The 22281-nt window shown below is 44.4% G+C and carries 18 protein-coding genes; 15 read left to right on the top strand and 3 right to left on the bottom strand.

What is annotated here, in order from left to right:
- Positions 1 to 179: 179 nt before the first annotated feature.
- The 6 genes from ACVBIO_RS05880 to ACVBIO_RS05905 all read left to right on the top strand — a co-directional run bounded on the left by ACVBIO_RS05880 (position 180) and on the right by ACVBIO_RS05905 (position 9317).
- Positions 180 to 2999, top strand: coding sequence for a TonB-dependent receptor domain-containing protein (locus tag ACVBIO_RS05880; RefSeq protein ID WP_447172185.1), 2820 nt, complete (start codon positions 180 to 182; stop codon positions 2997 to 2999).
- Positions 3000 to 3164: 165 nt separating this feature from the next.
- On the top strand, positions 3165 to 5687 hold the full coding sequence (locus ACVBIO_RS05885; RefSeq protein WP_447168815.1) for a prolyl oligopeptidase family serine peptidase: 2523 nt from the start codon (positions 3165 to 3167) through the stop codon (positions 5685 to 5687).
- Positions 5688 to 5991: 304 nt separating this feature from the next.
- Complete coding sequence (locus tag ACVBIO_RS05890; RefSeq protein ID WP_447172213.1) at positions 5992 to 7323, top strand: alkaline phosphatase; 1332 nt, start codon at positions 5992 to 5994, stop codon at positions 7321 to 7323.
- Positions 7324 to 7500: 177 nt separating this feature from the next.
- Positions 7501 to 8196, top strand: coding sequence for an aquaporin Z (gene aqpZ / locus ACVBIO_RS05895; RefSeq protein WP_447160378.1), 696 nt, complete (start codon positions 7501 to 7503; stop codon positions 8194 to 8196).
- Between the two features lie 135 nt (positions 8197 to 8331).
- Positions 8332 to 8712 carry a DUF2750 domain-containing protein gene (locus ACVBIO_RS05900; RefSeq protein ID WP_447163738.1) on the top strand — a complete coding sequence of 127 codons (381 nt, stop codon included), beginning with the start codon at positions 8332 to 8334 and terminating at the stop codon, positions 8710 to 8712.
- Positions 8713 to 8795: 83 nt separating this feature from the next.
- Positions 8796 to 9317 (top strand): hypothetical protein, encoded by a 522-nt coding sequence (locus ACVBIO_RS05905; protein ID WP_447172186.1) that lies wholly within the window; start codon positions 8796 to 8798, stop codon positions 9315 to 9317.
- Between the two features lie 89 nt (positions 9318 to 9406).
- Here ACVBIO_RS05905 and erpA read toward each other — a convergent pair whose 3' ends face one another.
- Both erpA and ACVBIO_RS05915 read right to left on the bottom strand, forming a co-directional pair.
- Positions 9407 to 9757 carry an iron-sulfur cluster insertion protein ErpA gene (gene erpA / locus ACVBIO_RS05910; RefSeq protein WP_447160375.1) on the bottom strand — a complete coding sequence of 117 codons (351 nt, stop codon included), beginning with the start codon at positions 9755 to 9757 and terminating at the stop codon, positions 9407 to 9409.
- Positions 9750 to 10553, bottom strand: a complete 804-nt coding sequence (locus tag ACVBIO_RS05915) for a DUF6776 family protein (protein ID WP_447160374.1) — start codon at positions 10551 to 10553, stop codon at positions 9750 to 9752. Before ACVBIO_RS05915 ends, erpA begins: the two co-directional genes overlap by 8 nt.
- A gap of 61 nt (positions 10554 to 10614) precedes the next feature.
- On the opposite strand from ACVBIO_RS05915, the gene ACVBIO_RS05920 reads away from it, so the two are divergent.
- The 6 genes from ACVBIO_RS05920 (at position 10615) to ACVBIO_RS05945 (ending at position 17018) form a co-directional block, all read left to right on the top strand.
- Positions 10615 to 12336 (top strand): chloride channel protein, encoded by a 1722-nt coding sequence (locus tag ACVBIO_RS05920; protein ID WP_447160373.1) that lies wholly within the window; start codon positions 10615 to 10617, stop codon positions 12334 to 12336.
- Between the two features lie 731 nt (positions 12337 to 13067).
- Complete coding sequence (locus tag ACVBIO_RS05925; protein ID WP_447172187.1) at positions 13068 to 13388, top strand: c-type cytochrome; 321 nt, start codon at positions 13068 to 13070, stop codon at positions 13386 to 13388.
- The gene (locus ACVBIO_RS05930) at positions 13388 to 14614 is read left to right on the top strand and encodes a molybdopterin-dependent oxidoreductase (RefSeq protein WP_447160371.1); all 1227 of its coding nucleotides are present in this window, start codon (positions 13388 to 13390) and stop codon (positions 14612 to 14614) included. Before ACVBIO_RS05925 ends, ACVBIO_RS05930 begins: the two co-directional genes overlap by 1 nt.
- Positions 14614 to 15009, top strand: a complete 396-nt coding sequence (locus tag ACVBIO_RS05935; protein WP_447160370.1) for a cytochrome C — start codon at positions 14614 to 14616, stop codon at positions 15007 to 15009. The genes ACVBIO_RS05930 and ACVBIO_RS05935 overlap by 1 nt, the downstream gene beginning before the upstream one ends.
- A 1-nt stretch (position 15010) precedes the next feature.
- Positions 15011 to 15424, top strand: coding sequence for a c-type cytochrome (locus ACVBIO_RS05940; protein WP_447160369.1), 414 nt, complete (start codon positions 15011 to 15013; stop codon positions 15422 to 15424).
- Positions 15425 to 15878: 454 nt separating this feature from the next.
- On the top strand, positions 15879 to 17018 hold the full coding sequence (locus tag ACVBIO_RS05945) for a glucosaminidase domain-containing protein (RefSeq protein WP_447160368.1): 1140 nt from the start codon (positions 15879 to 15881) through the stop codon (positions 17016 to 17018).
- Positions 17019 to 17109: 91 nt separating this feature from the next.
- On the opposite strand, the gene lgt is transcribed toward ACVBIO_RS05945, so the two are convergent.
- Positions 17110 to 17895 carry a prolipoprotein diacylglyceryl transferase gene (gene lgt, locus ACVBIO_RS05950; protein ID WP_447160367.1) on the bottom strand — a complete coding sequence of 262 codons (786 nt, stop codon included), beginning with the start codon at positions 17893 to 17895 and terminating at the stop codon, positions 17110 to 17112.
- A 284-nt stretch (positions 17896 to 18179) separates the two neighbouring features.
- On the opposite strand from lgt, the gene ACVBIO_RS05955 reads away from it, so the two are divergent.
- The 3 genes from ACVBIO_RS05955 (at position 18180) to nhaD (ending at position 22203) form a co-directional block, all read left to right on the top strand.
- A complete protein-coding gene (locus ACVBIO_RS05955; protein WP_447160366.1) occupies positions 18180 to 19199 on the top strand; it encodes an aspartate carbamoyltransferase in 1020 nt (339 codons plus the stop codon).
- A 28-nt stretch (positions 19200 to 19227) separates the two neighbouring features.
- Positions 19228 to 20517 carry a glutamate-1-semialdehyde 2,1-aminomutase gene (hemL, locus tag ACVBIO_RS05960; RefSeq protein ID WP_447163743.1) on the top strand — a complete coding sequence of 430 codons (1290 nt, stop codon included), beginning with the start codon at positions 19228 to 19230 and terminating at the stop codon, positions 20515 to 20517.
- A 438-nt stretch (positions 20518 to 20955) separates the two neighbouring features.
- A complete protein-coding gene (nhaD, locus tag ACVBIO_RS05965; protein ID WP_447160364.1) occupies positions 20956 to 22203 on the top strand; it encodes a sodium:proton antiporter NhaD in 1248 nt (415 codons plus the stop codon).
- The last annotated feature ends 78 nt before the right edge of the window (positions 22204 to 22281 follow it).

Consider the following 22281-nt stretch of genomic DNA (forward strand, 5'->3'; position numbering starts at 1 on the left):
AACACCGATTGCCGTTCACTTACAAATTAATTACAAATGGTTGCAGTTGATAACCAGCAGTAGATAAATTGGAAAATCGACAGTATTCATCCCTGGAATGACGCGTTTAAATCATCTGAGATTTTACAAAAAAATGATTAACGTGTTTGGGAAAATTATAAAAATAAGGACTGCAATCAATGAAATCGAAGATGAAACCTAAGATGAAACCTAAGATGAAACCTAAGATGAAACCTAAGATGAAACTTTCAGCATTAAGCCTGGCCATCAGTATGGCCGCGCTAACACCATCAACTTTATTCGCGGCTGAAGCCGCAGATAAGAAAGCAGCAGATCAAGAGATGGAAAAAATTGAGGTAACAGGATCACGTATTAAACGTGCTGATTTCGAAGGTGTCCTGCCTGTTACTGTTATTACAGCCGACGACATTGCCAACAGCGGTCTTAACTCTATTTCAGAAGTACTGCAATCATCTGTCGCTAACACTGGTGGTTCACTTAATGGTGAGAGCGATGGTTTCACAGACAGTGCTAGCTCAGTTAACCTACGTGGTATGGGCGCCAACAGAACCTTGGTTCTTATCAACAGCCGCCGTCAAGCCTCTTTCCCAAGCGCTGCAGGTGGCACCTCAAACTTTGTTGATGTATCAGACATTCCTACAGCAGCAGTAGAACGCATCGAAATTCTAACCGGTGGTGCATCGGCAATTTATGGTTCAGATGCCGTTGGTGGTGTAGTCAATATTATTCTGAAAAAAGAGTACGAAGGCGCGAAAGTTTCAGCTAAATATAATGATCCAACTCAAGGCGGTGGTGAGCAACTCGATCTGTCTTACCTGCAGGGCTTTAATACCGATAAGAGCCAGACGCTATTAATTCTTGAATACAAGAAAGTAGAGTCAATTCAAACCTACCAACGTGATGATCTTTACAGCCCAGCTTACTATGAAGATGAAGACGGTGACCTTCGCTGGGGCGCTGGCCCATATGGTGACGCTTCAGCATCTAGCTGGGCTTCATGGGTTCGTGACTACGGTAAAGTGTATACCAGCGACAAATATAGCCCTGTCGATGAAGCACAATGCACCAACCTATTTGGTGATAAAGGCATCTACACTCCAGCGGGTTCTTACGATTGTTACTATGACAAATATGCTGACCGCGGCCTGCAATCTGCTTATGACCGCGTAAACTTAGTTTTAAACTCTACTTACGACTTAAATGATGATTGGCAGCTTTACGGCATGATCAACGCATCATACAAAGAAGCCACCAAGTACAAAGATGAAAAAGGTTTCGGTGCATACATATATGAAGACGAAGCCACTGGTGCAATGAGCTACGACAAGTACGAATTTGACGATTACAACAAATTCCAGATGCGTCGCCGTATGGAGGAGTTTGACGGTCCACGTACTTACGATACCCAAAATACTAAGGCATCGGTCTCATTTGGCGCTGACGGTAATATTGGTGATTATGAGTTAGATATCTCCTGGTCAAGCAGCTACAACAAGTACGAGAAGCAAAATCATCATATGGTGAAAGCGGATGCACTGCTAGACATTGTCACTTTCGACCCAAATGACACAGATGCTGCTAAGTGGTACCCAAATAATCAGCTTACGACCGAGCAAGCGAATATGCTTATTGGTGATTCGACTAAAAATTCAGACTCTAGTATGCACCAGTTCCAGGCAGTGTTTGCCGGAGACTTAATGGAGTTACCGGCCGGAACCGCAGGCTTTGCAACTACAGCCGAGTGGGCACGTGAAAGCTATGAAGATACCCTAGATGAAGTGACTTCAAGCGGCGGTTATATCGGTATGGGTGGTACCGGTGGTAAGGGCGACCGTGACCGCGTCGCTGTAGCGGGTGAGTTACAGATCCCACTACTGGCTAATATGCCGGGGGTTAGGTCTCTAGACCTATCTGCAGCACTGCGTTACGACCAATATTTAGATGATTCAGATGTAGGCGGCGCAACCACACCACAAGTTGGACTTTCATACCGTCCGATTGATGAAGTCATGGTTCGAGCCAACTGGGGTAAGAGCTTTAGAGCACCAGACATGCACCGTTTATACGCAGGCCTCACTCGAGCTTACGGTTCTACCTCATACCCGCATCCAACCATTCCAGATGAGGTATATGAAGATAATTACAGCAGCATAAGCTCAGGTAATGTCAACCTTGAAGAAGAAAAGGGTGAGTTCTGGAACCTTGGTGTGGTCGCTAATATTACCGACAACGCAGACATCACGGTTGACTGGTGGAACATCGAACTTGATGGAGCAGTAAAAACGATCTCAACCGATGAGATGTTAGACGACGAAGCCAAGTATAAGCAAACAGGCAACTACACTAGCTGTGACCAAATGGATGTTGTCGGTTACCTAACAGAACTCGATGATGATGATATTGAGAACATCTCTTGTATGCGTAAAGGTCCAATCAACAGTGCATATGAAGCATCTGAAGGTATTGATACTAGCTTTAACTACCAATTCCCAGAAACTGCTATTGGAGATTTTAAATTTAAAGTTGCTGCCTCTTACCTAATTAAGAAAGAGTACCAAGAGCGCGTCGATAGCGAAATTGAAGAGCAAACAGAGACCGATTACTTCCCTAAATGGAAAGGTAATGCGAGCCTAAGTTGGAATTATGAAGACTTCAGCGCAACGGTTGCTTACTACTACACTGGTGAAGCAAAAGGAACTGACACCTTTACCCTTATCGATGCCGATGGCGAAGAGTATGAGGAAGATGATTACACTGATACGCTAGATGCTTATCAAGTCGTCAACATTACCTTGAGCTACTACGCACCTTGGGAAGGTCGATTCACGGCAGGTGTTAAAAACCTAACCGATGAAATGCCACCTTTGTACGATGAGCGTAACGACAAGCACAATGACTGGCCTTTCTATGAAGATGACAACAGCAGTTATTCAAATACTGGTCGTAGTCTGTTCATTGGTTACTCTCAGAAGTTTTAATCTCGTAGATATATAAACAAGTAGTTACCCAAACGACTTGAAGTTGTGTCTTCAGGTTGTTTGGACGTAAATCTCCCTTTTATGACGAGAAATAAGCGCCCAATGTTGGGCGCTTATCTTTATCGCCACGAACATCGTCACTATTCCTATTATCAGGAGATAAGAATGTCTCTAAACCCGCTCTTAATGAATGCCCTGATAGCCATTTGCAGCCTGCTATTATTCAGTTCAAATGCGTTGAGCAATAGCTATCAATTACCGAGTCAGGCACTGCAAAATGTGGTTGAGCAAACTAAAAATGTAAGTACTCGCTTATCTCAAGACAAACAATGGCTGGCGGTACTGACCCCAAGAAAACATTTATCAATTCAAGCACTGTCGCGCAGCGAGCGAAAACTCGCAGGCCTTAGAGTGTCTACGGCTCAACTCACACCTAGCCGAGTTAAATATAGCTATATCGCTATATCGCTTATCAATATTGCTAAGCAAGGCGCCGCAATAAAACCTATTAAGATTCATTTACCCAAGGGGATGCAAGCTGCCAGTGTGAACTTTTCGCCAGATAGCCGCTACTTAAGCTACATTGGCCTTACTCAAGCCGGCGCGAATATCTATGTTTACGACATCAAAAATGGCCACAGCCACAAACTAACGAGTCAGCGCCTCAATGCCACTTTAGGGCTTAAGTACATCTGGCAAAATGACAGTAAGGGAGTGTTTACTAACTTAGCTGTCACAGCCTCCTTGTTAGAATCAGAACACACGCCTATCGCGCCCAACATAAGCGAAACCTCTGGGCAAAAAGCGCCTCGTAGAACCTATCAAGATCTATTGCAAAACCCTCAGGATGAGGCAGAGTTCTCAGCATTAACCACCAGCCAACTGAGTTTTATCGCCCTTGATGGCAAGATCACTCCAATCGGCAAACCCGCCATCAATATTAGCTATAGCTTGTCGCCTGATGATCAATACCTGATCGTGAAGCGGATTTCTGCACCTTTCTCCTATATGGTGAAATATTACGATTTTGCGCAAACGGTTGAGCTGTTTAATCGCGCAGGAGAACAACTGCAAACCCTTGCCAAATTAGAGAGCAGTGAATATCGACCACCGGGCAGTGACTCAGTGCGAAAAGGGCTACGCATGATCCATTGGCGCAGCGATAAACCCAGCAGTCTCGCCTTTGTTAAAGCCTTAGATAAAGGTGATAGCCGCATAAAAACCGCTTATCGTGATGAGCTGCTACAGCTTGAGGCGCCCTTTACTCAACCAGCAATAGCATTAACTAAAACGCCATGGCGCATAAGTAAGATACAGTGGGCAGAGCAAAACATGGCACTTATCACAGAGCGCCAATCAGATAAAAAACAGATGCGAGTAAGTCTTTTAGATACCTCAAAAGCCAGTGATAACTCACTCGCGCTTTGGTACCAAAAGGCAATTCGCGACACTTATAAAGACCCAGGCCAATTGTATCGACAGACTGCAAAACTCAATGGTCAAAGCTTAGGCCGAGTTATCAAGCTGCATAATAACGGACTGCTACATTATGGTTTAGGGGCATCCCCTGAGGGTTACCAGCCATTTTTAAAGTCATCCCCCCTCGTTATTGATAAAACATCATTGGCAATCAATGATTCAACAACGCTGTGGCAGTCATCACCTCTACAGCTAGAAAGCATCAAATATATTGTCAACCTCAAACCACTAACACTTATCATTAGCAGGCAAACCGCTGATACGCCGTCCCACCTAGTAATGCTTAATGTCGACTCGGGGCGCGAGCAGCTACTGTACCAAAATCAAAATAAACTAAACGCCTACCAAGGCATGAGCAGGCAACTGATTAATTACCATCGTGATGACGGCCTCCCCTTATCTGGCGTACTTTATCTCCCAGCTGGCTATAGCAAAGATGACGGTCCTTTGCCGGTACTCATGTGGGCTTACCCACGTGAATACAAAAATGCAGAGGTCGCCAGCCAGATCAACTACTCGCCCAATCAATATAACCAGATTAGCCCTAAAGGCCCGGTGCCTTTCGTGGCTAAGGGTTTTGCGGTTTTCGATAAGGTTGCCATGCCGATAGTCGGTGAGGGGAATGAAAAACCTAATGACAGTTTCCGTCATCAATTAGTCGCCAACGCTAGCGCCGCCATTGATACCTTGGTCGAGATGGGAGTAGCTGACAGAGAACGGGTGGCTATCGGCGGACACTCTTACGGCGCCTTTATGGTCGCAAACCTGCTTGCGCATTCAGATTTATTTGCTGCTGGTATCGCTCGAAGTGGTGCCTATAATCGCACCTTAACGCCATTTGGCTTTCAACATGAGAAACGTAATTTCTGGGAAGCCCCTAGCCTATATCAACAAATATCACCTTTTACCCATGCAGATAAAATCGATGAACCACTGCTATTGATGCATGGTGAAATGGACTCAAACTCTGGCACCTACCCAATGCAATCGGCAAGACTATTTAAAGCGATCAGAGGACTCGGTGGCCAAGCACGATTAGTGACTCTGCCTTATGAAAGTCATAGTTATAAGGCCAAGGAGTCGATCATGCACATGCTTTGGGAGCAAGAGAGTTGGCTTGAGCAACACCTTAAAACAACCGAGCTTGTCAGGGGCAGTGAAGCCTTTAACAAGGCCAAGCCCGCTCCAACACACGTTACGTTTCATTAAGCCCCCCGAGTTTGACTCATTTGTAGTTACTGACTCAAACACGGACTCACGATAAAGATAGGGTTAATTGCTCGGCTTATTAAGCCGAGCAGCCCATACCGATTGGCTAATAAACAAACCCTTGTTAACCACTCAAAGTCTTGCTGTCTATCAAGGCGTTGAGTGGGACTTCAATGCAGCAATATATTTAGCCACGTCTTCTCTTTTTTAGGATAAGCAGACTATGACTTGTTTAGATACCGCTCTACGAATATCGGCAATTTGTTCAAGCGTCATTTATGGCGCCCTGTTTAGTTCAGTCACAATGGCACAAACCGATGACCCATTTGCTCCTGTCATAGCCGCAGAGTACTTACCCAAGAATATTATCTACCTGATTGGTGATGGTATGGGACCTGCGTATACCACAGCCTACCGTTACTATAACGACAACCCTCAAACCCAAAGAGTCGAGAAGACTATTTTCGACCAACTGTTAGTTGGCATGTCGAGCACTTATCCTGACGATGACACTGTTGTCACCGACTCTGCAGCGGCTGCGACGGCGCTCGCAACCAGCTACAAAACCTACAACGGTGCGATTTCGGTTGACCAGCAACACAGCCATTTCCCTACTCTGCTAGAAATGGCAAAATCCCAAGGGAAAACCACTGCGGTAGTGGTCACCTCGCAAATTAATCACGCCACTCCAGCAAGTTTTCTCGCTCATAATGAAAGCCGCCGTAACTACGACCAGATAGCCGACAATTACTTGAGTAACCTTATAGATAAAAGGCCCGTGGCCGATCTTATGCTCGGTGGAGGTACGCAATACTTTGTACGTGATGACAAAGATCTCACCCAAGAGTTTCAAGAGTACGGCTACCAATACATAGACAAACTCAGCGACTTAAATAGCATCGAAGGCTTACCTGCCTTAGGCTTATTTGCACCAAAAGGCTTACCTGCCGCCATTGAAAGTGAAGATCCGCTGAGACTCACAACCATGACACGTAAAGCCTTAAGCCTTTTGTCCGCAAAAGGTGCCCCGTTTGTCATGATGGTTGAGGCAAGCCAAATAGATTGGTGTGGTCACAGTAACGATATCGCCTGCGCGATGAATGAAATAGATGACTTTGCCAACACACTAAGCCTGGTTAAACGCTATGTCGATAATCACCCAGATACTTTATTGGTCGCGACAGCGGACCATTCTACAGGCGGCCTGACATTAGGCACCGACGGCACCTATCAATGGAAAGGCCAATTGCTGCATCAAGTACATAGCTTACCAAGCACGATGGCCAAACTCATCATTGCCAGCCCCGATGTATTAAATGACTTAGCCGCATTTAGCACGTTTTTACGGCCCCATATCAGTATTGCTATCGAAGATAAAAAAATAGACGGGCTAAGAAAAAAGCTTAACTCTCGCTTATCTCACCACAAGCATGAAAAGCAAATAACTGACGACCTTAAACAAGCAATTGATAAGCTGACCTATACTGGATGGACAACAGGGGGCCACGACGCCATCGATGTACCCATTTACGCTTACGGTAAAGGCGCACTGTACTTTAGAGGCCATAAAGACAATACCGAAATTGCCGCGACGCTTATTCAGATGGTGCAAGATGAGCGTTACAAGGTTAATTAGTCTGTCTTATCTGCATTATAATGATGAGTCATTGGCATTGTCAGATAATAAAATTCACTTTTTAGCTATTTACTTAACCCTTTATTTAGGACAACTTAAAGTAACAAAGTCTTATTTTAAAAGTCGACAAGCTATTTACAACAAATAGAGTCGGCTTAAAACACAAGGAACAGTTATATGAATATGACTCAAAAAATGACGGCTGAATTCATCGGCACGCTTTGGCTTGTCTTAGGTGGCTGTGGTAGCGCCGTCTTAGCCGCAACTTTCCCCGAAGTGGGTATTGGTTTTCTAGGTGTTGCGTTTGCATTCGGCTTAACAGTGCTGACGATGGCATTTGCCATTGGTCATATTTCGGGATGTCATTTAAACCCCGCGGTCTCTGTTGGACTCTGGGCTGGTGGGCGTTTTCCTGCATCAGAATTACTCCCCTATATTATCGCTCAGGTTGCCGGAGGTATCGTTGGCGCAGGTATTTTGTATCTTATCGCCTCAGGTCAAGATGGCTTTAACCTATCGGCTGGCTTTGCCTCAAACGGCTATGGCGACCGATCACCTGGGGGCTACAGTTTAACCGCGGCACTCATTTGTGAAATCGTGATGACGTTATTTTTCCTACTGATAATTCTTGGCGCTACAGATGCTCGCGCGCCAAAAGGCTTTGCCCCTATTGCTATTGGCTTAGGGCTCACCCTTATCCACCTAATCAGTATCCCGGTTACAAACACCTCGGTAAATCCCGCTCGAAGTACTGCTCCAGCGTTATTTGTTGGCGAAGCCGCACTGTCTCAACTGTGGTTGTTTTGGGTTGCCCCTATAATTGGAGCGATCATCGCTGGCATGATTTACAAAATATTCGATGCTAAAAAATAGCAAGCGCTAAAGAAAACAGAGCCTAAATCGGCTCTGTTTTCTTTTTCAATAGTCAGCTTGGTGCTATTATCCCTTTAATCGGCGCGTTCTCCTTGTTTGAAGGCTCGCCACATTTTAAATAAAGAGATGTAAACCATGAGCAACAAAAACAAAAGCCTAAAGCAAATTACTGAAATGACGCCAGAATCTCGCTATGACTATCTTGTTGAGCAAGCAAAAGAGCACAACACACTGTGGTCATTACAAGATTTAGACGGCTGCGTAATGCTGACTACTGAAGAGGAAGATTGTATTCCGATGTGGCCAACTGAAGAAGCTGCCGCACTTTGGGCTGTTGATGACTGGAAAGATTGCCAGGCGTTATCGATTCCAGTTGATGAGTGGTTAGAGCGTTGGGTTCCTGGTATGCAAGACGACGACCTCTTCGTTGCTATTTTCCCAGTACAAGATGATTTAGGTGTGGTGATCCCACCACACGAGCTTGAAGAGCGTCTAACGCCTAAAAAGCGTCACTAATCATAAGACCGCTTATGGTAAGCCATTTAGGCTTACCATTTTTACGCTTTTATCTGCTCATAAAACGATAAAGAGAATAAAAAGTGGATACCAAACCCCCTGCACGCTCTATCGCTGATTCAGCAACACAATCAGCAACACAATGCGATATTAGCTCAACCACAGACTCCCCCCCTGCGACGCAAAGTGGACTATCTGCAACAAAAGTCGCCATGCCCAAACGCCTCATTGCCCTACTCATATTTTTTGTGATGATCTCCGTGAGCGGGTTAATAGCAAAACAAGGCGTACTGTTTTGTATCCTGACCTTATTTATAGTGTTAGCCATCATAGGTAAGCAAAAAGCGGGACTTATCATGCTTAGGGTCTACACCTCATTGCAGCTCGCCGTTGTCAGCATACTACCTCTTGTGCTTTACGATCCTGACAACCTCGCAGCATCAGGACCATCAAGCTTTGCCATTGGCAGCTTCAAGGCACAGCTCCCAGACTGGCTGATATTTGGCATACTCATTTTATTAGCGATTGTGCAGGTATGGATTGCATTTACAACTAAGGTGGGACGCTACTTTAATCGAGAGATGAACCTCAACATTATGCGTTAACGCGACTTACAGATATAAAAATTACAGATATGAAAAAGCCGTCATTAGACGGCTTCTTTATATCTCGAGCTTCTACTCAATCAATTAGATTAAACAGAAAAACTCGCGCCACAACCACATGTGGTGGTCGCGTTTGGATTCTTAACAAAGAAGCGAGAACCTTCAAGGCCTGAAGTGTAATCCACTTCACCACCAACAAGATATTGCAGGCTCATTGGATCGACAACCAACTGAACACCTTGCTTCTCGACTGTAAAGTCACCGTCGTTTACTTTCTCATCGAACGTAAAGCCATACTGGAAACCAGAGCAACCGCCACCTGTTACGTATACACGTAGCTTAAGTGCGTCATTTTCTTCCTCTTCTAGCAAGGTTTTTACTTTTGAAGCCGCCGCATCGGTAAAGCGAATTGGCAAAGCATCTTCAGCTTGTTCAGTCATTACTACCTCTTAGATCTGTTTGCTGTGCAGAATTATCTAATACCTGACCATTTTGTTCAAGTATTATGCCCTGTTCTTTTTCATCCACAAGTAAATCTTGTGCATTATACTCTTGTTCCGTTTGTGAACCTTTGGTCCAACGGCTCGCAGGCACGATGACTTTGGCCTTCACTCTAGACAAGCTAAAGCCTTCAGGCAATGTAAATTCCCCTTCTAATACCTGAAAATACCTAAATTTGAATTTAAACGAGGCATCAGTCAAATCCGACAATTTTAGGGTAAGGGTTTTACCGTCTTGTAAGCCGATTAACGTCACTTCACTGCGACCCGATAACGAGCGCTTACGCTTCTCTAACTGTGTCAGTACCAATTTAATTCGATATTGACGTGGCTCAAGGCTTGGCTCAATCTCTAATGCATTAATCGCGACACCGTCAGCGATATTTTCCGGCGCCATCACACTACGATAAAATGCCAGTTCACGCTCCAGCTCATTTTGTTTCACATTTTGCTCAACAAACATTGTCTGCATGTTATTGTTAGCTTCACGCTCTAATGCTAGTTCGATATTACGTGCAGCCAAGGTTTGTGCTTGTTGCTGCAATTGCAGAATATACTGCTCTGATTTATCAGCCTTAACCTCAGCTTTAGGCAGGTAGTGCAGTTTTGCAACATCATAACTGAGCGCACCTAAAGCAAAGGACACCAGTAATAAAAGCAGTAAATAAACACTTGAGGGTCTAATTTGTCGTTCAATCACTTGCAAGCGATCGAGCCAACGATGATAATTTGGCATTAAGTAACAGCCCCTTAATAAAAAATCTCACATTTAACTATCAATGTGACAAACATACATTTTGGAAATTTCTGTGCATCAAACAATTGTTAAGAAGCGAGAGCAATTTCAAAAGTACCTACATACCGACCTTAAAGACACGCTGTCGCAAGCTAAGGTCAGTGTACAGTTATGTTTGCTCGCATTGCTATTTGCACTATTTGCGTCCGGCATCATTCTTCTTTTTAGATTATTACTGCTTTGGTGTGACACCTTCACCAAAACTCAGGTGATGAATTTTACGGATATCATCGATGACTGGCGAGTACTATTACCGCTTTTAGGCTCATTTTTAATCTGGGGTGTCGCAAAAATGGGATCTCAGCGTTATAAACGTATGGGCATCGCCTATGTGATCCACAGAGTTAAACTGCATTACGGCAAAATTCCACTGCAGTCTGCCCCTGGTCAATTCTTTCAAGCTCTGTTTGCGCTTGCGACTAATTTCTCTGTCGGTAGAGAAGGTCCTGCTATTCATTTAGGCGCGGTGAGCGCTAGTGTACTCGCCGAAAAATTTAAACTGCCAGACAACAGCGTAAGGGTGATGTGTGCCAGTGGTATAGCAGCAGGTATTGCCGCCATTTTTAACGCGCCTTTGGCCGCTGTCATATTTGTATTTGAAGTGGTGCTCAGAGAATACAAAATCCATTACTTCTTCCCCATTATGCTCTCTGCCATTTGCGGCGCACTCAGCAGCCGACTGGTGTTTGGTGATGTACATGAATTCGAGCAGATTGGCGTAGCAGTGATCCCCTTAAGCCAATATCCACTGCTGGCAGTATTTGGGGTAATACTTGGCTGCATCGCCGCATTTTTCAACGCAAGTCTTCTTAAAGTGACGGCTATCGGACAACACTGGCCGCTAATTAACCGCTTACTGCTTGCTGGAGCTGTCACTACATTAGTCGGTTTAGTACTACCACAAGCGATTGGTAGCGGTGAGCTCGCCATTGCAGAGACCATTAACCAACATCCCAGCATTCTATTTTTAAGTGCGATTTTAATCGGTAAAATCATAGCGACCATTGCCGCTATCGGCCTTGGGATCCCAGGCGGACTGATTGGCCCTCTTTATGGAATTGGCGCACTACTTGGCACCATACTGGCTTTAGTCTGTTCGCTAATGTTCCCAAGTATTGCACCCTATATTGGCCTCTATACTATTATCGGCATGACGGGCATGATGGGCGTCTGTTTAAGTGCGCCACTAGCGGCGCTTGTGGCATTAATAGAGCTGACCAACAACGCCTCAATTATTTTGCCCTCAATGTTTGTGGTGATCCCAGCCTTCTTGATTGCTCATCAAGGCTTTAATACTAAGTCCATTTTTTTTAAGCAGCTTGAAATAATGGGCTTAGGTTATAAAGTCGCACCGGTAAACCTTGGGTTGCAAAAAGTGGGCGTCAGGCACTTAATGGATAAACGCTTCGTCATCGTTTACGACAATCAAGAGCTTTTATTAGAGGTACTTAAGCGCGCCGAAGGCCGCTCTGTATTAGTTCGCAATGCTCAAGGTATTGTAGAAATGTTGCAGCTAGAGCTACAGGTACAAGATGATGCAAGCGCGTTAACGCGTCACCCAATTCAGGGATTACCCGACACCTCAACGCTCAATGAAGTGTATGCGATTCTTTCAAAATACCGACGAGGCGAGGTCTACATCTACCAGCAAGAAAGCGACAATATTGTTGGGGTAATTAACTGGGGATCACTACAAAGAGAGATCCGTTCTGGTCAGGTGTAACCTTGTCCTAAACAGCTAGCTTATCAAGCCCCCTTATTTAGTGTGTAAAGCACAATATTGGACGAATTTACTGAATAACAGCGCCTCTAGACAATGGGCTAAATTCCCGTTAGGGGTTAAATAGTTCTGCATGCATCCTCTCAGCTCTTCATGCCATCAAGGGTTTTGAAACAAGTTACAACCCAAAGACAGCATCTTTAACATATAGGATTTAATCTCACTTTCACCTATGTTCGACAATTAATTGCAGCATATTTTCGGCTAATTAATTATCAGTAAAAGAGTAAAAAACACCCCAACAGTTCCAAGCGATGCTACGCAGCCTTTCGACAAAACGCTCAAACATTCTACCGATTACAGATTAAAAACCAATCCCCAGCATCTACAACACCTCAGAACAATAAAGCAGCAACAATCAGCGAACAATTCCCGCCTCTTACACTTTCAGCCAACAATAGAAGTAAAAACCGACATTACGTGTATTTATTCGGCATTTTCACAACTTTTTAGATCTTTTTACAGGCTAAAGCTCACATTTCTCTGTATTTTCACGAACTCAAACGCTTTCTTTTACCAATAACGACAATGAAGTACTCGAAAGCATTGATATAAAAACGTTGCAAGGTCGTAACCTGGTGCTAGCACCAAGGAGTTATCTGCAAATAAGGTAAGGCGAGTTTACTGGGGCCGCTTAACCAAGAGTAAACAACATCTCCCGATAAGGGCACGCTATGAGTGTAATAAATAATAAATTAGCAGCGCTAGTTGTGCTCTCAGCATCAGTACTTGGCTTTAGCAGTCAAGCCGTTGCAGAGAACTATCAGCAGCTGCTCAACATGTGTATTGCTTGCCACGGAGTCGACGGTAGTAATGAATTCAACTCGATCCCAAATCTAAAGGGACAGAACGCGGCATACATGGTTGGACAACTAAAAAACTTTAAAGCTGACAAACGCCAAGACAAGACGATGAGTAAAGTCGCTAAACTGTTAACCGAAGAACAGATGCAGGCAATGGCAGTTTATTTCAATACAGGTAAGGAACAAGATTAATGGCTATCGATAGACGTAATTTTTTAAAGGGCGCTGCGGCGACCTCAGTAACAGCCATGCTCCCGCTAAACTGGGCCTTTGCATCAAACCGCCCTGCCGGTATTGAGCCGTTAGACGTATCTGCGGTTAAGTGGAAGAATGTTGATGACTTACCAGGCCACTTTAAAGTACTTAACTCAAGCCCACTCAACGCATTCCCACCAGAGCATTTACTTGCGCCAGTTAAAACGCCAGCCGACGTAGCGTTTATTCGTTGGAACGGCCAGATGCCTGAGTTCGACAAGATAGATCCTGACACGTGGGAATTCACTGTTGATGGTGAGTCAATCGAAACACCTAAGACCTACACAATTGCTGAGCTTAAAAAGAAGTTCAAGACCCATACTCAACAACTTGTTCTAGAGTGTGGCGGTAACAGCCGTGAGAACTTCTATCCAAACGCTAAGGGTAACCAGTGGAGTAACACTGCGGTATTCTGTGCAGAGTGGACTGGTGTATTAATTAAAGACGTACTTGCTGACTGTGGCGTGAAAAGTGACGCAGTTTATACCGCTCACTATGGCGCAGATAAGCATATCAGCGGTAAAGGCGCAGCCATCTCTCGCGGTGTACCAATCGATGCAGCCATGAATGAAAATGGCATGATTGCATGGGGCATGAACGGCGAAGATATTCCATATATGCACGGTTACCCACTGCGTATCGTATTCGGTGGTCGTCCTGGTTCTGTTTCACAAAAATGTGCTACGGGTATGGGCGTGAGAGATCGCGTTCACGATGGTAAGAAAATGGGCGCACCTGCTTATCAAGTCCCTAAGCACCCTGTTGCACCTGGTGAAAAAGTTGATAACAAAGACTTTAAGATCATTGAAGAGATGATTGTTAAGTCATTGATTACTTCGCCGCAAACTGGTGGTGAAATGTCACTAGGCAAAACGCTTTCAGTAAGCGGTCATGCTTGGGCTGGTATGCGAGATGTCGCTAAAGTTGAAGTCAGTTACGACTACGGCACAACATGGCAAACAGCCGCGTTAACTAAGCCTGTAAACCCTACAGCATGGCAACAGTGGAATATTGACCTTAAGCTTCCACAGACTGGTTACTATGAGATTTGGGCTCGCGCAACGGACACTAAAGGCGATACTCAGCCTATGGTTCAGCCACAGTGGAACCCGAAAGGTTACCTATTTAACGGTTGTCACCGAGTGGCAATAAGGGTCGTATAATGACAAAGACTCTGTTTACGGCAGGCTTGCTTGCCTTAAGTAGCTTAATAGGGGTTCAGGCTGCCGATGCTGTGCCAGTTAAAAGCTACCCAGTAGATCCTGTATCAGGCCTTATCATGGCACCCGGCTGGGAAATGGTGGACCAACAATGTAACGCCTGCCATACCACCTTGATTATTCCGCAGAACAAAGGTAACCGCGAAGTTTGGCGCGATACCATTCAGTGGATGATTGATACCCAAGGCTTGTGGGATCTTTCTGATACATGGGATCCGGTACTCGACTACCTCTCAACTTATTATGATGAGACAGGTATCGATATGAAGATCTTTAGACGTAAGCCATTGGAGGCCGATCAAATGCCACCACTGCCAACATCAAGCAAGGAAGGTTAAGATGCGTAATCGTTTAATTAAACAAGTCTTAGCAACCAGCTTGATATGGGCAACGACAACGGTAGCCACTGTTCAGGCCGAGACAGATACATCCTTTAAAGATACCCTTGCATTGCAAGGACTCAAGCTTGAGTCAAGCGCACTGAACTATAAAGCGGATGCGAGCAAGGGTGAAGCGCTGGCTAGCCAACGCTGTATCGCTTGTCATGGTGATGCCATGCTTGGCATGATGAAGACCTATCCCGATCTTAAAGGTCAAAAAGCGGCTTACCTATTCAAGCAGTTAGTTGACTTTAAGCGTGGCGATCGCACGGATCCCTTAATGCAAGGGCAAGCAGGCATGCTTTCAGAAACTGAAATGAAAGATATTGCTTACTACTACTCGACGCAAACCGCCTCGGATTTAAGTCAGTAGCCTTAAGCGGTTGTCGAAACAAGCCTTAAGCGGTTGTTGCAATGAGCCACTAAAAAGCCCAGATAATACGATTATCTGGGCTTTTTATTAATACGCACTCAGTTAAAAACAGTTGAATATGATTAGTACTATCCAGCGGCTGCTTGCACTCTAGCGGCTGCTCTACTTCGTCTCCCAATTAGCAGAAAAAGCATAAAAGCTTATTTACCCTCACCTACATCACATTGCTGATACTTAACAACTAACTATTAGCTGAAACCCAGCTAAAAGCTGGTACGTTTAATCTATCAATCAGATAGTTACGCAGTAACCCCCTGCTTAAACCATCAGTTGATATTTTCAGTGATCGTTACTTGGAAGTTTACATCTAGTTAACAATGGAGGACGATAGCATTTAGATCGACTAAATTAACATTGGTGACTAATCCAAAATTTTCAACATAAAGGAGTGCGTATGCTTAAGAAGCCTCAAACACTTATCGCCCTTGCCGTGTTAGCCGCTTTATTGATTCTTTATGCAGCCAACTCCCAATTTAATCCTGAAAGCGGTATCGAAACGGTGACTAAACAACAAATGGATCCCCCCTTAGCCGATAAGCCATTAGCCACAGTTTCACAATCAGAAAAAGTCGTGTCACCGAGCGCGATACAAACTCCTGAAACATCAACTTCTGAAATACAAAACAAGAAAACCGTTGCTGCCGATCTTGCGACTGCAACAGGCTCTAGCGAAACCCAAACCAGCTTTACCAAAGTATCAGACAACCGACCGAAGAAAATGCCTAAAGACGTTGTAATCAACTCGCTAGATGAGTTAAGCGACTTATTTGATTCACTTAATTACAACACTCAAAGCTGGAGAGAAGGCAATAGGGAGGTACCTAGACTCACCTTTGAGTCAGTAAGAAAAGGTTGGGAAGAAACCACAAATAAAATCCCAGTACAACAGAAGAAAATGGTGTTTTTCCGCTTGCTTGCGCCGCTTATTCTCGTCGCAAATGAAAACATTTTATTAGAGCGCCGCCTGATTGAATCCGCTCCTTTAAATGATGCAGTGTTACAAAAAATTGCATTCAAATACAAGATAGTCAAAGACGAAGACACCCCGCTCACCGAACAGCAAAGGCAAACACTTCTAGAAGAGGTCGATATTATGCCGCCCTCATTAGTGTTAGCACAGGCTGCAGAGGAAAGCGGCTGGGCCACATCACGATTTACCGTTGAAGGTAATGCCTTTTTTGGGCAATGGGACTTCAGTGGCAAGGGGATGGTGCCCAAGCAGCAGCGTAAAGAGTTAGGGAATTACGGCTTGGCGCGTTTTGACACCCCACTGGCTTCGGTAGAAGGTTATATGCTCAACCTCAACACTAACAATGCCTATAAAAAGCTCAGAGAATTACGCGCTGGTTTACGCGCTGACAATAAACCGATCACAGGCTTAGAGCTTGCTGGAACCTTAGATAAATACTCAGAGCGAGGCCAAGCTTATATTGATGGAATCCGTCAGATGATCCGCTATAACAAGTTAGATCAAGTCGATGAAGCTTATTTAAGCGATGCCGCTCCACTCCACCTTATCTCTCGACCAGAGTAAATACATTCCAGGCAAGACAGCCCATAAACAAAAAGCCGTAAACAGTTCGTTTACGGCTTTTTCATTCACCTAAGAGCAAAGCGATTTAAATTCAGGCTTGGCTTTTACGTAAATAAGGCATTAACAGCAGCATAATACCGACGAGCAGGAATGGAATACTCAAAAGCTGACCAGCACTAAATGTCCACGTATCAGCATAGACCGCTTGCTTGACCTTAACCATCTCAATCAGGAAGCGTGAGCTAAACACTAATACTAAGAATAAGCCAAAGATGGCGCCATGCTTCTGCTTCATATCGGTCAGTTTATAGACTGCCCACAACAGAGCAAAAATAGACAGATAAGCTATCGCTTCATAAAGCTGCGCAGGATGGCGCGGCAACATATCGACACGTTCAAACACGATTGCCCAAGGCACAGTGCTTGGTAATCCCAAAATTTCAGAGTTTACAAAGTTTGCCATACGGACAAAGAAGCCAAAAATCGCTGTCGCGATGGCAAGGCGATCGAGTAAGAATAAGAAAGGTAACTTAACCTGACGCTGATAATAATACAGGGCTAAAATTGCCCCTAAACCGCCACCATGACTGGCAAGGCCTCCTTCCCAAATCGCCAATATTTTTAAGGGGTGACTAAAATAATAGGCTGGATCGTAGAACAAACAGTGAGCTAAGCGCGCGCCAACGATAATGCCAACAACACAATACATCAGCAAGTTGTCTAACGACTCTACGGGTAAGTTCTCTTTAATGTAGATACGCTTCATCACCTGAAAGCCAGACGCTATCGCAAGTGCAAATAAAATGCCGTACCAATGTACTTTTAACCCCATAAAGCTTATTGCTACGGGGTCTATATTCCAAATAAAGTGGTCCAAACTAAGCCTTCCAAATCAGTTGTTTTAAATCGAAAATATGATAACTCATGCGCAGTTTTACGCGTCAGCAAGCCTTTTGGCAAGGCTTAAGCAAAATTTGCCGCAACAGAATGTTTCTGCCCATCAACTAATTGCTATAAACGAACTAAATTAATCAGTCGTTCTGCGTTTGCTATATTTATCTGTCAATTAGATTCTGCTATAGTGCCGCCTCAGCCACCCTACATAAATTTGGGCAAATAGCATTGCTATTTACGCCCCTCAGAAATTGGAAATATAGGCTGATGACTCAGTTTCAAGGTTCGCACATTCTGTCGGTAAACCAATTAGATTTGGAAGCCGTTGAAAACGTTTTCTCCGTTGCTACTCGTATGACTCCCTACGCTTTAAGACAAAAACGTACCACGGTTTTAGATGGTGCTGTTTTAGGCAACCTATTTTTCGAACCGAGCACCCGTACTCGCGTCAGCTTTGCTAGTGCCTTTAGCCTACTTGGTGGCAGAGTGAATGAAACTGTCGGTATGGGCTCCTCCTCACTATCAAAGGGCGAGTCGCTATACGATACAGCTCGAGTACTCTCAAGCTACTCCGATGTGATTGCTATGCGTCACCCAGACTCTTTCTCTGTTAGCGAATTTGCTAAAGGTAGTCGCGTCCCCGTCATTAATGGTGGTGACGGCTCAAACGAGCATCCAACTCAAGCACTACTGGATCTATTTACCATTCAAAAAGAGTTAGCTGCTGGCGGCCGTGATATTAGTGGCATGAATATCGCTATGGTCGGCGATTTGAAATTTGGCCGCACGGTTCACTCACTTTCTCGCCTGTTATGTATGTATAAAGATGTCAGCTTCACACTCGTATCACCAAAAGAGCTAGCAATGCCTGACTCTGTGATCAATGACATTGCAAATGCTGGCCATAAGATCACAATAACAGACCAACTTGAAGGCAATTTAGATCGCGCTGATATACTCTATCTTACGCGTATTCAAGAAGAACGCTTCCCTTCTCAAGAAGAGGCGAATAAATACCGTGGCAAGTTCCGTTTAAACCAAAGTATTTATACACAACATTGCAAATCAAACACGGTGATCATGCATCCATTGCCACGAGACTCTCGTGAGCAAGCAAATGAATTGGATAACGATCTTAACGACCATCCAAATCTGGCTATCTTTAGACAAGCCGATAATGGTCTGCTGATCCGCATGGCACTGTTTGCACTGACGTTAGGTGTTGATACTCAACTTGAGCAATACGAACGTCCAGTTAATTGGTATTCACGAAAAGCTGATGTATAAATCGGCTATAGACTTTTAAGGATTAAAAATGACTCGTTCTGACGAACTATTTGAGCAGGCTAAAAAGACCATCCCAGGTGGCGTTAACTCTCCAGTACGTGCATTCTCTGGTGTAGGTGGCTCTCCGCGCTTTATCGAGAAAGCTGATGGCGCTTATATCTTTGATGCCGATGGCAAAAAATATATCGATTACGTCGGTTCTTGGGGACCGATGATCTTAGGTCACAACCACCCAAAAATTCGTCAAGCTGTATTAGCTGCGGTTGAAAACGGTCTATCTTTTGGTGCACCGACTGAACTTGAAATCACTATGGCTGAAAAAGTCATCGAAATGGTTCCATCAATTGAACAAGTTCGTATGGTGAGTTCTGGTACTGAAGCAACCATGAGTGCTATCCGTTTAGCACGTGGCTTCACTAACCGTGACAAAATACTTAAGTTTGAAGGCTGCTACCACGGCCACGCTGACTGCTTGCTAGTTAAAGCCGGTTCTGGTGCACTAACTCTGGGTCAGCCTAGCTCTCCAGGTATTCCTGAAGATTTTGCTAAGCACACCCTAACTGCAACTTACAACGATCTAGAATCAGTTAAGGCTATCTTCGAGCAATACCCAGAAGAGATCTCTTGTATCATCATCGAGCCTGTAGCAGGCAACATGAACTGCATTCCGCCAATCGACGGTTTCTTACAAGGTCTACGTACAATCTGTGATCAGTACGGCGCACTGATGATTATCGATGAAGTCATGACAGGTTTCCGCGTATCTAAGAGCGGGGCACAAGGTCACTACGGCGTAACACCAGATCTTACTACGCTAGGTAAAGTGATCGGTGGCGGTATGCCAGTCGGTGCTTTTGGTGGTCGTAAAGATGTGATGCAGTTTATTGCGCCAACAGGCCCAGTTTACCAAGCAGGTACCCTATCTGGTAACCCAATTGCGATGTCTGCAGGTCTTGCACAAATGGAAGCACTTTGTGAAGAAGGCGTTTACGAGCAACTAGCAGCTAAGACTCAGTACATTGCTGAAGGCTTTAAAGCGGCGGCTAACAAGCACGGCATTCCAATGGCAATCAACTACGTTGGCGGCATGTTTGGTTTCTTCTTCACTGATGAGGAAACTGTGACTAACTTTGCCCAAGTGACTAAGTGTGACACAGCGCGGTTTGCTGAGTTCTACCACCTAATGCTAGATGAAGGTGTTTACCTAGCACCTAGCGCTTATGAAGCAGGTTTCTTATCACTTGCTCATGGTGAAGAAGAGCTTGAAGCAACACTGGCAGCAGCTGACCGCGTATTTGCTAAACTAGCAAAAGCGTAATCAATAAGCTTAAGCGCTGTAGACTAAACGTGTAAAACGACACTTTCACAGCGAGCTCAATACAAAGGAACACTTGGCTAAGTGTTCCTTTTTTATATCTACTATTTACGACATGCCATACAGCGAGAAGCGATTCCAATTATTTCGCTATCATAATTTACAGCTATAGCGTGATTTAGCTAACCCTTCTGCAAAATAAGTAAAAGCTTAACTTGGTTAAGGTAAAAACCTAGATAAAATCAAAAATGCAGAATTAATCACTACAGAAAGCCTTTACACCACCAATATCACACTTTAAAACAAAATAAGAGCGACTTAACAGTTGTCATACGTCTATTGCTGTGGTTTGATCTCGCCGCCTAACCTTAAAATAAACTTAATTTGGTGTATTCCGTGTCAGTTTAGGTACGCCATAACATCACCAATGTGAGTCGCCCTATGTTGTACGCATTTTTAATTTCGCTAGCAGTACTTGCTCTGTTAAGTATTGTGTTTGAAGAGATAACCCACCTCAATAAAGCAAAAACCACACTTTTCTTTGGCTGCATCTCCTGGATTGCCTTATTTATGGCCGCTGGTGATCCTACTCATGAGAAAATCATTGAACATCAGCTCAATGAAAATCTACTCGAGATTGCTACTCTCTGGTTATTTTTAATGTCGACAATGACCTTTGTTGCTTATCTCAACGCCAAGGGCATGATTCAAATATTGGTACAGAAGCTATTTCCACAGCGAGTTTCAGTGCGATTACTGATGATCCAAGTAGCCTTATTCTCGCTTGTGCTATCTGCAATTTGTGACAACGTTACCGCCACCTTAGTATCGCTGGGCTTGCTAACAACTTTTAAACTTGAAAAGCAGATGCGCCGCCGCATGGCAGTACTTATCATTTTTGCGGTCAATTCCGGCGGTGTCGCCTTGATAACGGGTGATGTCACCACCTTGATGATCTTCTTAGGCGGCCATGTGCGTATGTCTGAGCTACTGATGCTATTTGTGCCAGCAGCCGTGAGCGTGATGTTGTTAGCCGTATTGTTTTCATTAAAAGCTGAGGGTGAAGTCTGTACCAGCCCTATCACCAAGCAGGTTCGTTCCGTCGATGTGGTTATTGCGGTGATTTTCTTTGCCACTATCATCATGACCATGGCGCTCAACATCCTATTTGGGATCCCGCCAGTTCTGACCTTCTTAACTGGTCTTTCAGTAATGTTCTTAGTTGGTCATACAACGAGAAGCGATAAAGAGGAACTACAAATTCTTGAGTACATTCGCCAAGTTGAATACGACACACTACTGTTTTTCTTGGGCATTTTACTATTAGTTGGCATGCTTAAAGAGATAGGAACCTTGGATCTGCTCACCCAAGTGTATTCTCAATTTGACCCTAATATCTCTAACTTTGTCGCAGGTATAGGCTCTGCACTGTTAGATAATGTCCCGTTAACGGCAGCACTACTTAAAGCCGAACCAATACTCAACACACCAGAGTGGTTAGGGCTCACTTACGCTGTAGGTGTTGGTGGTTCGCTACTGGTGATAGGCTCTGCAGCGGGAATTATAGCGATGAGCAAGGTTAAGGAGCTTACCTTTGTCAGCTATCTTAAATATGTCCCAGCGTTGACCCTTTGTTACAGCGTGGGCTACGGTTTAACCCTATTTTTGGCGTATCATCTATATGGTTAACAGCTAACCTGTTGTATTTTATCCCGAAAACCAAAAGGCCTAACAATGTTAGGCCTTTTGTTGCTGTAATTGAATGCT

Source organism: Shewanella sp. 0m-8, from assembly GCF_052977265.1.

Coding starts and splice junctions, on each gene's coding strand:
- ACVBIO_RS05880 (WP_447172185.1), top strand. CDS start 180: ATGAAATCGAAGATGAAACCTAAGATGAAACCTAAGATGAAACCTAAG.
- ACVBIO_RS05885 (WP_447168815.1), top strand. CDS start 3,165: ATGTCTCTAAACCCGCTCTTAATGAATGCCCTGATAGCCATTTGCAGC.
- ACVBIO_RS05890 (WP_447172213.1), top strand. CDS start 5,992: ATGGCACAAACCGATGACCCATTTGCTCCTGTCATAGCCGCAGAGTAC.
- aqpZ (WP_447160378.1), top strand. CDS start 7,501: ATGAATATGACTCAAAAAATGACGGCTGAATTCATCGGCACGCTTTGG.
- ACVBIO_RS05900 (WP_447163738.1), top strand. CDS start 8,332: ATGAGCAACAAAAACAAAAGCCTAAAGCAAATTACTGAAATGACGCCA.
- erpA (WP_447160375.1), bottom strand. CDS start 9,757: ATGACTGAACAAGCTGAAGATGCTTTGCCAATTCGCTTTACCGATGCG.
- ACVBIO_RS05915 (WP_447160374.1), bottom strand. CDS start 10,553: ATGCCAAATTATCATCGTTGGCTCGATCGCTTGCAAGTGATTGAACGA.
- ACVBIO_RS05925 (WP_447172187.1), top strand. CDS start 13,068: ATGAGTGTAATAAATAATAAATTAGCAGCGCTAGTTGTGCTCTCAGCA.
- ACVBIO_RS05930 (WP_447160371.1), top strand. CDS start 13,388: ATGGCTATCGATAGACGTAATTTTTTAAAGGGCGCTGCGGCGACCTCA.
- ACVBIO_RS05935 (WP_447160370.1), top strand. CDS start 14,614: ATGACAAAGACTCTGTTTACGGCAGGCTTGCTTGCCTTAAGTAGCTTA.
- ACVBIO_RS05940 (WP_447160369.1), top strand. CDS start 15,011: ATGCGTAATCGTTTAATTAAACAAGTCTTAGCAACCAGCTTGATATGG.
- ACVBIO_RS05945 (WP_447160368.1), top strand. CDS start 15,879: ATGCTTAAGAAGCCTCAAACACTTATCGCCCTTGCCGTGTTAGCCGCT.
- ACVBIO_RS05955 (WP_447160366.1), top strand. CDS start 18,180: ATGACTCAGTTTCAAGGTTCGCACATTCTGTCGGTAAACCAATTAGAT.
- hemL (WP_447163743.1), top strand. CDS start 19,228: ATGACTCGTTCTGACGAACTATTTGAGCAGGCTAAAAAGACCATCCCA.
- nhaD (WP_447160364.1), top strand. CDS start 20,956: ATGTTGTACGCATTTTTAATTTCGCTAGCAGTACTTGCTCTGTTAAGT.